Origin of the sequence: Sideroxydans lithotrophicus ES-1 (assembly GCF_000025705.1) — a bacterium.
GTDB lineage: Bacteria > Pseudomonadota > Gammaproteobacteria > Burkholderiales > Gallionellaceae > Sideroxyarcus > Sideroxyarcus lithotrophicus.
In genome coordinates, this window is the sequence record NC_013959.1 from 1,107,225 (window position 1) to 1,119,850 (window position 12,626).

10 protein-coding genes are annotated in these 12,626 nt (G+C 55.9%); 9 read left to right on the forward strand and 1 reads right to left on the reverse strand.

Annotated elements, in window-relative coordinates:
- Positions 1 to 8: 8 nt before the first annotated feature.
- From SLIT_RS05630 to SLIT_RS05640, 3 genes are read left to right on the forward strand one after another with little or no spacing between them, the layout of a single operon-like run.
- The gene (locus SLIT_RS05630) at positions 9 to 791 is read left to right on the forward strand and encodes a CbbQ/NirQ/NorQ/GpvN family protein (RefSeq protein WP_013029261.1); all 783 of its coding nucleotides are present in this window, start codon (positions 9 to 11) and stop codon (positions 789 to 791) included.
- Positions 792 to 821: 30 nt separating this feature from the next.
- The gene (locus tag SLIT_RS05635; protein WP_013029262.1) at positions 822 to 1,790 is read left to right on the forward strand and encodes a 4Fe-4S binding protein; all 969 of its coding nucleotides are present in this window, start codon (positions 822 to 824) and stop codon (positions 1,788 to 1,790) included.
- Positions 1,791 to 3,617, forward strand: coding sequence for a nitric oxide reductase activation protein NorD (locus SLIT_RS05640; RefSeq protein ID WP_013029263.1), 1,827 nt, complete (start codon positions 1,791 to 1,793; stop codon positions 3,615 to 3,617).
- A gap of 25 nt (positions 3,618 to 3,642) precedes the next feature.
- Here the strand turns inward: SLIT_RS05640 and SLIT_RS05645 are convergent, their stop codons facing one another.
- A complete protein-coding gene (locus SLIT_RS05645) occupies positions 3,643 to 3,954 on the reverse strand; it encodes a hypothetical protein (protein ID WP_013029264.1) in 312 nt (103 codons plus the stop codon).
- Between the two features lie 417 nt (positions 3,955 to 4,371).
- Here SLIT_RS05645 and SLIT_RS05650 point away from each other — a divergent pair, with 417 nt between their 5' ends.
- The 6 genes from SLIT_RS05650 to SLIT_RS05675 all read left to right on the forward strand — a co-directional run bounded on the left by SLIT_RS05650 (position 4,372) and on the right by SLIT_RS05675 (position 12,625).
- Positions 4,372 to 6,105 (forward strand): cytochrome D1 domain-containing protein, encoded by a 1,734-nt coding sequence (locus tag SLIT_RS05650; RefSeq protein WP_013029265.1) that lies wholly within the window; start codon positions 4,372 to 4,374, stop codon positions 6,103 to 6,105.
- Positions 6,106 to 6,176: 71 nt separating this feature from the next.
- Positions 6,177 to 8,405 carry a TonB-dependent receptor gene (locus SLIT_RS05655; RefSeq protein WP_013029266.1) on the forward strand — a complete coding sequence of 743 codons (2,229 nt, stop codon included), beginning with the start codon at positions 6,177 to 6,179 and terminating at the stop codon, positions 8,403 to 8,405.
- A gap of 47 nt (positions 8,406 to 8,452) precedes the next feature.
- Positions 8,453 to 8,767 carry a TusE/DsrC/DsvC family sulfur relay protein gene (locus SLIT_RS05660; protein WP_013029267.1) on the forward strand — a complete coding sequence of 105 codons (315 nt, stop codon included), beginning with the start codon at positions 8,453 to 8,455 and terminating at the stop codon, positions 8,765 to 8,767.
- 54 nt (positions 8,768 to 8,821) lie between these two features.
- On the forward strand, positions 8,822 to 10,048 hold the full coding sequence (locus tag SLIT_RS05665; RefSeq protein ID WP_013029268.1) for an NnrS family protein: 1,227 nt from the start codon (positions 8,822 to 8,824) through the stop codon (positions 10,046 to 10,048).
- Between the two features lie 219 nt (positions 10,049 to 10,267).
- Complete coding sequence (locus tag SLIT_RS05670) at positions 10,268 to 11,431, forward strand: efflux RND transporter periplasmic adaptor subunit (protein ID WP_013029269.1); 1,164 nt, start codon at positions 10,268 to 10,270, stop codon at positions 11,429 to 11,431.
- A 3-nt stretch (positions 11,432 to 11,434) separates the two neighbouring features.
- Positions 11,435 to 12,625 (forward strand): ABC transporter permease, encoded by a 1,191-nt coding sequence (locus tag SLIT_RS05675; protein ID WP_013029270.1) that lies wholly within the window; start codon positions 11,435 to 11,437, stop codon positions 12,623 to 12,625.
- Position 12,626 lies beyond the last annotated feature (1 nt).

Sequence of the window (12,626 nt, forward strand, 5' to 3'; positions counted from 1 at the left end):
TTCCGAACATGAATGACCTGCCTTTTTACAGACCGCACGGCAATGAGATCGAACTATTTGAACATGCCTACCGCAAACAGCTGCCATTGCTAATCAAAGGGCCGACCGGTTGCGGCAAGACGCGCTTCGTCTCGTATATGGCGGAAAAGATCGGCTTGCCGCTCTTCACCGTCGCCTGCCACGATGACCTTACGGCATCCGATCTGGTAGGTCGGCATCTCATTGGCGATGGCGTGACCTATTGGAACGACGGACCGCTTACCCGTGCCGTGCGTGAGGGCGGCATCTGCTATCTGGACGAAGTCGTTGAAGCGCGCAAGGACACCACCGTAGTATTGCATCCCTTATCCGACGACCGCCGTATTCTGCCTATCGAACGCACGGGCGAGATTCTCAAGGCTCCGCCGGAATTCATGCTGATTGTGTCATATAACCCGGGTTACCAGAACTTTCTCAAGGGCATGAAACCCAGCACGCGCCAGCGTTTTGTCAGTCTTCGTTTTGACTTTCCCAAGCCGGAACTGGAACAACAGATCGTCATGGGCGAAACAGGTGCCGATGCAATGCTGTCGAAAAAACTGGTTAACCTGGGCAACAGTCTGCGTGCACTAAAAGAGCACGATCTGGAAGAATCAGCCAGTACACGCCTGCTGGTCTATACCGCGACCCTGATTCAAAGCGGCTTTGACCCAGTGGATGCCTGCCGTGCTGCCCTGGTGGAGCCGCTCACGGACGATGAGGAAACTGCCGAAGCGCTGATGGAGATTGTCTATGCCAGCTTTGGAAAATAATCCTCCTGTATCCCGGACCGGGTGAGAACTGTGAGGATTGACACCCAACGCAAACGCCTGCTGTTTCAAGCCGGATTCTTCACGTTATTCCTGCTTGCTCCGGTGTTCGATCTGTTTCGCCTTGACCTCAATCTCAAGCATTTCTTTTTTCTCGGCATGCATTGGACATTGGGCCTGGACGATTTCGTGGCCGGTGAAATCGACTCCACCCAGGCAGCCATCAATATCGTATTTCGCGGTGTGGTGCCTATCCTTGGCACAATTGCACTCGGAGTATGGGTTTCCTGGAAATACGGAAGACTCTATTGCGGCTGGCTATGCCCGCATTTTTCAGTCGTGGAAACGATCAACCAATTGATGCGCCGCACAATCGGACGGCAAAGCCTGTGGGATCGCCATGCGCTGCCAGAAGAGAATGCGGATGGCACTGTCACCAAGGCCAATCCGCTCAACTGGCTGCTGCTGTTACCGCTGGTGGTTGCCTTCGCATTCGTGTGGGCCATCGCGCTACTGACCTATCTGCTCCCCCCCGATGAAATTTACGGCAACCTTTGGAACGGTACACTGACACGCAACCAGAGTGTTTTTCTCGGTGTCGGCACGCTCGCTTTCTTTGTCGAATTCATGTTTGCCCGTCACCTGTTCTGCCGCTACGCCTGTGCCGTCGGCTTGTTTCAGAGCATCGCCTGGATGGGCAACCGCAAAGCCATGGTGATCGGATTTAACCGGCGCCGTGTGGAGGAATGTGTCGATTGTAATGCCGCCTGCGACAACATCTGCCCGATGCGCATCAAACCGCGCCAGATTAAACGTCTCATGTTCACCTGCACCCAGTGCGGTCAATGTGCCGATGCCTGCACTCAAGTGCAGGCCAACAATCCAGAAGGCTCCTTGCTGAAATGGGTGGAGAACGAATGCGCCCTCGACAAATCGGCGCGAGAATTCGGACACCATAACGATATTCCCATGCACTGCCATGAGCAGGGAAAGAAGAAATAGATGGAAGAATATGTTGGGGCACTGTGGCATAGACTCATAACCGGGGTGGCCGACAAACGCTATCCGGCTGAGGCGGTCTCGCTGGAACAGATCAGCAAGACTGCCGGCATCCTTTTCCGCTCTTGGGGGGGAGACAGCGGGCTGGCCGTAAAATCGGCCACCGCAACCCAGCACGGAGCTAAGCGCACCCTGTTGCAGCGCATTGCCGGCAGCAATCTAAAGACCGAACTCACGTGGCTGGACGGAGAAACCCTGAACCTGCCCGCAACCATCGCTTTTTTCCCGGAAAGAGAACTGAACCGGGATTTGTATATTTGGCTGATCGCCATGGCAGCTGCCAGTACTGCATCAACGCAACCGTGGATACAGCGTAACCAGCAAGCGACCCTTGAAGTGCTTGAGCGTTTTCCCGGACTGAAACGACGCTATCAGCGGCTAGCAGATGCAGCGCTGGCCATTCGCCCTGAACCAGCGTCCCTGCCGAATGACGAGCGTGCGCAGGAAGAGGCTATCCGTGCCGCTCTGAAAAGTCCCGGCAGCGTAAAACACTTGCCTCCAGCCAGACGTGCGCCACAGCCGGTGTACCTGTGGTTGCATCCAGACCCGCCGGCCAGCAAAGCCACCGCCGCTTTAAGTAAGGAACCGCAGAACCACGAGGGCGGGAACAATATAAAGAATGGGAAGGACCGCCGACACCAGGCAGAGCGGGTCGACATGCCCGAAGACAAGAACAGCTTCATGATGTCGTTCCGTGCTGAAAGCATCTTCAGTTGGGCGGAATATATCAAAGTCAATCGCCCCACCGAAGAAGACGAACCTGCCGACGACCGTCCGGCGGAGGATCTGGATCGGCTGAGCGTGGCACAAGACGGAAAGACCGCTGCCTCGCGTCTGAAGTTCGATCTTGATTTGCCCTCGGCGGCATCAGATGATCAGCCATTGGGCAAGGGAATCTTGTTGCCTGAATGGCATTACAAAAAGCAGCTGCTGCAACCGGCACACTGCTGCTTGCAACCCATGGTGGCCCTTAAAGCAGAAGCGCTACCCCTGCCCGCGCATTTGTCCGCAACAGCGCGCCGCCTGCGCAGCCAGTTCGCGGCACTGACACCAGCCAAGGTGTGGTTCAAGGGGCAATTTGACGGCAGCGAACTCGACCTTGATGCCTGCGTGCAATTCAGTGCCGACCGCATCGGCGGTCTGCAGGCGCGCGAGCAGGGGCTGTACAAAGCACACCAATATCGCGATCGCGATCTGGCGTGCCTGCTGCTGGCAGACCTGTCACTATCCACTGACGCCTATGTCAACGATCAGGCGCGCGTAATCGATGTTATCCGGGACACGTTATTCCTGTTTTCCGAAGCACTTTCTGCCACCGGCGACCGCTTCGCGCTCTACGGTTTTTCCTCGCTCAAACGGGAGAACATCCGCTTCCACATCCTGAAGGAATTCGAGCGCAAGTACAACGACGAAGTACGCGGACGTATCGCAGCAATCAAACCCGGCTTTTACACCCGTATGGGAGCAGCAATACGCCATGCCAGTCAATTGCTCGCCAAACAGGCAACGACTCAAAGACTGCTGCTCATTCTTACAGATGGAAAACCCAATGACCTGGACCAGTACGAGGGGCGCTACGGAGTAGAGGACACGCGCGTTGCCATCCACGAGGCGCGTCAAATGGGACTAAGGCCGTTCTGTGTCACCATCGACGAGAAGGGCAGCAGCTATTTGCCGCATCTGTTTGGCGTCAATGGCTACGTGGTGATACGCAACCCATCGGAACTGCCTCGCGAATTGCCGCTGTTGTATGCCCAATTGACGCGTTGAAAAATCGCAAGCCAATAAATCCGATTTAGTTATACCAGGATTTAGGTTGCGCCTCTTCCCAGCCCTTTTTTGCCCGGGTGAACAGCCAGCCGGTATAGAAGAATATCTCGAACATCAGGAAAGAAAATCCCCAAAGAAGAGTGCTCGTCATCGAATAATCACCAATCCTTGTCGTGCTTCCCCACGCCAAGGGCGGGTTTATCCAGTTGGTCAACCAAGGTCCGATCAGTGGCCCCAACACGCAGGAAAACGCAAACATAATCGCAAAATGAATCATCACCTGACGGCTGGAAGGCAGATATTTTGCAAGCGCACTTTCCTTGTTTTGCTTGTCCATAACATCACCTTATCAATTGGTCCGCACCACAAGCCGGGATTATTGCAAAGATTGATTAATCCCAAAAACAGAAGTCCGACCTAAATCGAACAGAAGCCAGACAACTTTGGCACCGGCTGCGATCTTAGCTCAGCTGGATTTCGCTGCAACGAAAAATATCGCTCATTGATTCTCTTGATTGCAATCAAGGATAGTTGGACCGGGTTTGGACTACTGTGCATGTACCGTGATTGTTGGGCCCGATTGTTCGCTTCTTTCTCCGAATCAGAGAGAGTAAGCTACCCCGATGCTCCATGTTCGCCAGCGTACAGCCTGGCCACTTATTGAAGCATATATTGAACGGCTACGGCATTCAGAACAACTCAGCACCATGCGCAGATACAGATACTTCACTTTCAAACGATAAGGAGGCATGTGATGAAGCACGCAAACAACCGAATGTTGGGATTGCTGGCACTGGCTGCTTTGCCATTGGCATTGAGCACTGCATTTGCCCAGGAAACTGCCGGGCACAGCTCGGGAAAAATGGAAACGGTCTACGAAAGCTCCGGCGGCTCACCGCTTGCCAACTCACCCATGCACCAGAATATCAATCCCAAGGCGCCGTCGATGACGGAAGCGGAATTCACGCGCGGCAAGGAGATCTTCTTCCAGCGTTGCGCCGGTTGTCACGGCGTCTTGCGCAAAGGCGCAACCGGCAAACCGCTGACTCCCGACATCACTCTGGAACGCGGCACCGACTACCTCAAAGTGTTCATCAACTACGGTTCTCCTGCGGGCATGCCCAACTGGGGCACGTCCGGCGAATTGACCGAAGCAGAAGTGGACCTGATGGCGCGCTATGTGCAACAGGAACCGCCCACTCCGCCGGAATTCGGCATGAAGGAAATGGAGGCGACCTGGAAGGTACTGGTGCCGCCGGAGAAGCGTCCTGCACGGCAGATGAACAAGCTCAACCTGAAGAACATCTTCTCCGTGACGCTGCGCGATGCGGGCAAGATCGCATTGATCGACGGCGATACCAAGAAGATCATCAAGACGATCAAGACCGGCTACGCCGTGCATATTTCGCGCATATCCGCGTCCGGTCGGTATCTGTTCGTGATCGGCCGCGATGCCAGGATAGACCTGATCGACTTGTGGATGGACACACCCACGACCGTCGCCGAGATCAAGATCGGTCTGGAAGCGCGTTCCGTGGAAACCTCCAAGTACAAGGGTTACGAAGACAAGCTGGCGATAGCCGGAGCATATTGGCCGCCACAGTTCGTGATCATGGACGGCGACACACTCAAGCCGCTCAAGATCGTATCGACCCGCGGCATGACAGTCGATCCGCAGGAGTATCACCCGGAACCGCGTGTGGCCTCTATCGTGGCTTCGCACTTCAAACCGGAGTTTCTGGTTAACGCCAAGGAGACCGGCAAGATCTACATGGTCAATTATTCCGACCTCACCAATCTGAAGATGACCGTGATCGACGCGGCGCGTTTCCTGCATGACGGCGGCTTCGACTCTACCGGGCGTTACATGATGGTGGCTGCCAACGCTTCCAACAAGATCGCGGTGGTGGACACCAAGGAAGACAAACTGGCGGCGATGGTCGACGTGGGCAAGACACCGCATCCGGGTCGCGGAGCCAACTTCATCGACCCGAAATTCGGGCCGGTTTGGGCCACCGGCCACTTGGGTGACGAAAGCATTTCCCTGATCGGTACCGATCCGGTCAAACACAAACAGAATGCCTGGAAAGTGGTGCGTACGATCACCGGACAGGGGGGCGGCTCGCTGTTCATCAAGACCCATCCCAAATCCACGAATCTGTGGGTGGATACACCGCTGAATCCGGATGCAGCCCTGAGCCAGTCCGTTGCGGTATTCGACATCCGGCATCTGGAAAAAGGCTACATAACTTTGCCGATCGGCGCATGGGCCGGGCTGGGCGAGGGTGCCAAACGCATCGTGCAACCCGAGTACAACGCGGCCGGCGATGAGGTCTGGTTCTCTGTGTGGAGCGCCAAGGATAAGGAGTCCGCCATCGTGGTGGTAGACGACAAGACCCGCACGCTGAAAGCGGTGATCAAGGACCCTGAGATCATCACGCCCACCGGCAAATTCAACGTGTACAACACGCAGCACGATATCTACTGAAGCCAAAGCGATGCGGCAGATGAAAGGGCGGGGTGACCCGCCCTTTTTTCCTAAAGTTGAAGGGTGACCCGATGAATACCCGTTTGCATAAAGTCCAGATACTGTCTGCATTGGGCCTTGTTTGCGGCTTGTTCAATACAACGCATGCAGCCGCGGGTGAAGATCCGGCCGAGTTGGACGAAGTGGTGGTAACGGCGACCAGGACGACCGCAACACTCGCCGATGCGCCTGCCGCAGTAACGGTAGTCGGTGCCAAGAACATCGAAACAAAGAATGCCTCGCGCCTGGGCGATGCGCTCGACCGGGTGCCCGGGCTATATCTGCGCGACGGTGCGCTGGGTTCGTCGCAAGGCACTTCCGGCACCAGCGGCATGTCACTACGCGGCATAGACCAGAACAAGACGCTCATCCTGCTGGATGGACAGCCGCTGCAGGATGGCCGTTCGGGAAAAGTGAACTGGCGCATTCCTTTTGTCGAGGATATCGAACGCATCGAAGTCGTGCCTGGTGCGTTTTCTTCTCTGTACGGAAGCAATGCCATCGGCGGTGTCGTCAGCGTCATCACCAAACAGCCGGTCAAACACGAGCTCACAGCCAAAGTCAAAAAGGGCTGGAGTGACGCGAGCGGCGAAGATGCCTCCGTCTATTGGCGGGAGAAGCTGAACAACGGGTTCGGTATCGTCGTCGGCTACGGCCAGCAACGGAGAGACAGCTATGTGAACGACTTCGTCGTCAGAACCCCGGTGGCCGGGGCTGCAGGCACAACCGTCACGGGAGCGCAGCCGATAACGACACGCGACGGCGCGCCTGCATATCTGGTGGGAGACAAGGGCACAACGCCATGGGATTCGACCAATGCGACGACCAAGGTCTTTTATAACCTGAATGAGCGCGACAAGTTATACACCGGTATCACCTACCAGAGCATCGATGAAGGCTACACGCGTTTCAACACCTACCTCAGGGATGCCGCGGGTACGCCGGTATCCGGCGGCACGCTGGGGATCAACGGCCAGCGTGTCACGCTTGCCGAATCCAACTTCGTCAACAATTCGCCGCTGCATGAGGCCGCCACCCGCTACTTTGTCGGCTATGACGGCACTGCCGGCGACAATCATCTGTTGAAGATCGATCTCGCCAAGATCGATCGCGCATACAGTTTTACCCAGTCCGGCGCGGCATCCAGCTGGTCCGGCGGTACAGGGACGCTGACAGACACCCCGAACAGCGGCATAGACGGAACAGTGCAATTGAGTTTCCCGCTGGGCACCCGTCAATTCTGGGTAACGGGTCTGGCACTGCACCGCGACTATGCCAACCAGAGATCGTATGTACTGGGCGACTGGCGCGATCCAGGTACACGCACCTCGGTAAGCGGGGGCTACAACGGCTACTCGATGACGAGCGCCGTGTTTGCACAGGACGAGATCCGCATTGCGGATGCGCTCAAATTCTTTCTGGGCGGCCGTGTGGACCGCTGGGAGACACGGGGCGACAATTTCAAAAACACCGCACCGGCCGGCACAACCGCATTTCCCGCGCGCGGCACTTCCGCCTTCAGTCCAAAACTGTCTGCGGTATATCAGGCGACGCCTGCCGCAACCCTGCGCGCCTCCTTCGGTAAGTCTTTCCGCGCACCCACCAATGAGGACATGTACACCACCTCGACCATCAACGGCCTGACGACCCAGGGCGACCCCAACCTGCAGCCCGAACGCGGGACGACATGGGAGATCGGCGGCGAGATGCACTTCACCGGAGAGACCAAGGCGACTGCCACCTATTTCGAGAACGAGTTGAGCAACCTGATCTACCTGAAGCAGGTCACCCCTCTGGTGCTATCGCAACGTATCAATGCGGGGAAGGCAAAAATCCGCGGGATCGAATTGGCAGCGACTGCCAGACCGACTGACTGGTTGATGCTTGATGCGAACTATTCGTATATCGATTCCAAAATGCTGGAGAACAGCGCCGATCCATTGAGCGTAGGCAAGCGTCTGACCGATTCGCCGAAGAACCTTTGCGGAATCGGCATGACAGCGCAACGCGGTGCGTGGTCTGGAGTACTCGGCGTCCGCTATATCAGCCATGTCTATGCCACCGCGCGGAATACCGATGTGGTCGAGGGCGTGCCCACCGGCTACGATTCCTACACGATGACGGACGCCAGAGTGGGTTATGCCTTTTCAGCGAACGTGAAGGGCAATCTCGCCATCAACAATCTGTTCGACAAAAAGGTGTACTCCTACTTTCTGATGCCGCGACGCAATCTGGTCGCCGAGCTTGTTTTTGATTTTTAGGGAAAATGCCGGAGATATAAGCCGGCAAAATTGATAAGGAGAGAATTATGCAACTACCGGACACCGACGAAGAAGGTTACCTGATCGATCCGCTGACATGGAACGAAGCGATCGCCGGGCAAATTGCCGAGCAGGAGAACATCCAGATGGGCGAGGATCACTGGGATGCGATTCGCTTCATGCGCCAGTATTACGCCGAGCACCAAGTTGCGCCGGATGTCCGCCATGTAAGCAAGCATCTGGCCGAACGTCTTGGGCCCGCCTCGCGCAACGCGATCTTCGAACTGTTTCCCTACGGCTATGTGAAACAGGCTTGCAAGATCGCCGGCATGAAACGCCCTAGGGCATGGAGTACCGGCTAATAATTATTGCGAACTTCGCCTGCAACTCCCTGCCACCAACTCCGATCTGCCGATATGCCCGCCAAACTCTGGAATAGTTTTACCGCCGCCCCCCACCGCGTCATGTTCTTCGGCGGCGCACTGCAAGCCGTTGCTGTCATGCTCTGGTGGTTCTATGAACTGGTCACGCGCTTTGGCATTGCCGGCCAACCCGCGACCTGGAGCATCGTGCCCAGCGCGGCACATGCCTATCTGATGATTTTCGGGCTGTTTCCGTTTTTCATGTTCGGCTTTCTGATGACCGTCTTCCCACGCTGGATGGGGGGCGGTGAGATTCCGCCACAGCGCTTTGTGCCGGCTTTTTCATTTCTCCTGCTGGGAGCCGCCGGCTTCTATGCGGGCTTGTTGATCAACACCACCGTTCTCGCTGTCGCGGTAACAAGCACACTGGCCGGGTGGGGAGCTGCGCTCTATACCTTGTTGCGGGTTTTGCTGGATACGGACAATCCCGACAAGCGCCACCCGACCAGCATCTTTATCGCAGTCAGCCTGGGATGGTGCAGCCTTGCTGCTTATCTGATATGGCTGTTAAGCGACAGCGTATTCATTCTGCGTTTGGCGATCCAGGGAGGGCTGTGGCTGTTTCTGCTCCCTGTCTTTGCGAGCGTCGCGCACCGCATGCTGCCATTTTTTACCAGTAGTGCGCTGCCCCAATATGCCGTGCGGCGACCAGAGTGGCCGTGGCGGACCATACTGGCGGGAAGCGCGATGCATGCCCTGCTGCAACTCTCCAACGCAAGCAACTGGCTGTGGTTGGGCGACTTGCCCATGGCTTTTGCGGCATTGTATTTGTCATATGCTTGGGGATTGCACCGCAGTTTGCGCATACCACTGCTCGGCGTTTTGCACATCGGTTTTGCCTGGATGGGTTTGTCCATGCTGTTGTTCGGCATCCAAAGCCTCATATCCTTTACCAGCGGAAACGCTACCCAATACTGGGGACTTGCGCCGCAGCACGCTCTCACCATTGGCTGCTTTGCCACTTTGCTGATCGGTTTGGGAACGCGCGTGACGCTCGGTCATTCCGGCCTCCCCATGCAGGTGGATAAACCGGTCATGCTCATGTTCCTGGGAATACAGCTGGTTGCCATTTTGCGTGTGCTGGCGGACATGCTACCCGGCCAGAACGGATACTGGCTGTATATCGCTGCGGCGGCACTCTGGTTGGTTTGTTTCTTTCCCTGGGTGCTGCGCTACTTGCCGGTATATGTGCGACCGCGGGTGGATGGACAGGCTGGATAGCGAAAGCCGTTATAGCCCAAGTAATCCAGCAGTCGGATTCTGATGGCCAAATTTCCAATACTCGGCCAATCCGAATGTTGGTATTTACACGCAAAGTCATTTCGCACCAGATATCAACCAATTGTATTAATTAAATAATATGGCATCACATAAAGATTGATTGTGATTAGTTACAAGACTGGTTAAGATAGTCATCAATTACTTACTTGGAGCGACATCATGTCGAGAAAGAATATCGGGCTTCTGATGCTTTTGGCTGGCGTAGCCATGGTGTTCGCTTGGGTTGTCATGACTCAGGGGCCCTTGGCACCAGTCAAAGTTACGGTGGATAAAGTTCAGACGGGCAATCTTGCCAACAGTGTATTTGGCATCGGAACCTTGAAGGCCAGGCACAGTTACAACCTTGCGCCGACCATGACAAGCCGGGTAAAAGCCGTGCTGGTCGATCAGGGAGATCACGTCGTTGCAGGTCAAGTTCTGGCGGAAATGGACCCGGTCGATCTGAATGAGAAGTTAATTGGCAGCCAGCGCATGGTTGAGAAAACGGCCAATTCGATCCAGGCCGCGACAGCACAAGTCAGCGAAGCGCAAAGCAGACTCAAGATGGTTTCTGCCACCGTTAACCGTTATCTGGAATTGCGTGGCAAAGGTTTTGTCAGCCAGGACATGTTTGATGCCAAGCAACACGAGATGAATGCGGCAACTTCAGCGTTGACGGTTGCAGAAGCCAATTTGGCCGCCGCCCGTGAAGAACATGCCCGGGCCCAGGCGGATATGCGGGGGATCGGTAAAGCGCGTGCGCAGACCCGCTTGATCAGCCCGGTTAACGGCGTAGTCATTGCCCGTTTGGTCGAGTCGGGCAGCACCGTGGCCGGGGGCCAGGTCGTGCTGCAGGTTATCGATCCGGACATCCTGTGGGTAGAGACACGTATCGCCCAACAACAGGCCGGGCAGATCCGCGTCGGACAAACGGCACAGGTCATTCTGCGCTCCCGGCCGCAGGCACCGGTCGCGGGCAAAGTCGCCCGACTGGATATGGTGAGCGATGCGGTGACAGAGGAGCGCATCGTCAATGTGCTGATCGACGTCGCCAATGCCAGCGTCGGGGAATATGCGGAAGTCACGATCAAATTGCCGGAAATGAACAACACCCGCAGCATCTCAAGCGCTGCGCTGAAGCGCATTGAAAAACAGAATGGCGTATGGGTCTTGCTAGATGGTCGGGTGCAATTCAAACCGGTTAGGATCGGACTTGCGACCATCAACGGACAGACCCAGATACTGGAAGGCCTGAACGACGACGATACGGTCATCGTATATAGCCAGCAAGCGCTGCGCCCGGGGCTGAAGGTAAAAGTCGTGTCCGAACTCGTGCGGAGCTAACCCATGATCAATCTGGCAAGCCGCGACATACTGCATGGCTGGGGTAAATTCGTCTTTACCGGCATTGGCCTGGGTTTGCTGATCGGTGTGACCCTGACCATGGCGGGCGTCTACCGCGGCATGGTGGATGATGCACGTGCGCTGCTGGAAAATGCGGGAGCCGATCTGTGGGTGGTCCAGCAGGATACGCTGGGACCCTATGCCGAGCCGTCCAACGTGCATGATGACGTTTCAAAGGAATTGCTGGGCTTGCCCGACATACAGGAAGCTGGAAATGTGACCTATCTGACCATGCAGATTCGCCACGACGGCAAAGACATTCGAGTGATGCTGGTGGGATATGAGGCGGGCAAACCGGGAGAACCTGGCTACCTTGTTGCGGGACGCCCGATATACCAGTCACACTACGAGGCGCTTGCCGACATCAAGACGGGGCTTTCGCTGGGAGACAAGATCAGCGTTCGGCGCCATGAATACGCCATTGTAGGCTTGACGCGCCGTATGGTTTCTTCAAGTGGCGACCCGATGATTTTCATTCCACTCAAAGATGCACAGGAAGTGCAGTTCCTTAAAGACAATGATGCGCTCGTCAATGAAAGAGCGCGCACTGCCGCGAATCCCGCCTTCAATCGTCCCGGTATCCCGGGGCTGCTGGAAGCGATACAGGCCAGTCAGACTTCAAGCCGGTTCGTGAATGCGATCCTGGTACGTACTGCCCCGGGAACGGATGAGGCGGTAGCCGGACAAATCGCGCGCTGGAAACACTTGGAGGCGTACACCAAGCCCCAAATGGACGAGATATTGGTCGTTCGTCTGATTGCCACCTCGGCCAAACAGATATTCATGTTTCTGGTGATTCTTGCAATTGTTAGCGCGGCCATCGTCGCCTTCATCATTTACACCATGACCATGAATAAGGTGCGCGAGATCGCGGTACTCAAGCTGATCGGTGCGATGAACAAGACCATCAGCGGAATGATCTTGCAGCAGGCATTGGGCTTGGGCCTGATCGGCTTCATGGTCGGGAAGTTTTCGGCAACCTTATGGGCTCCCCTTTTCCCGAAATACGTATTGCTGTTACCGGGCGATGCCGTATCGGGCTTCATTCTGGTCATGCTGATGTGCGCGGTTGCAAGCATCTTCGCAATCCGAGCGGCATTGAACATCGATCCAGCAACGGCAATTGGAGGTTGAA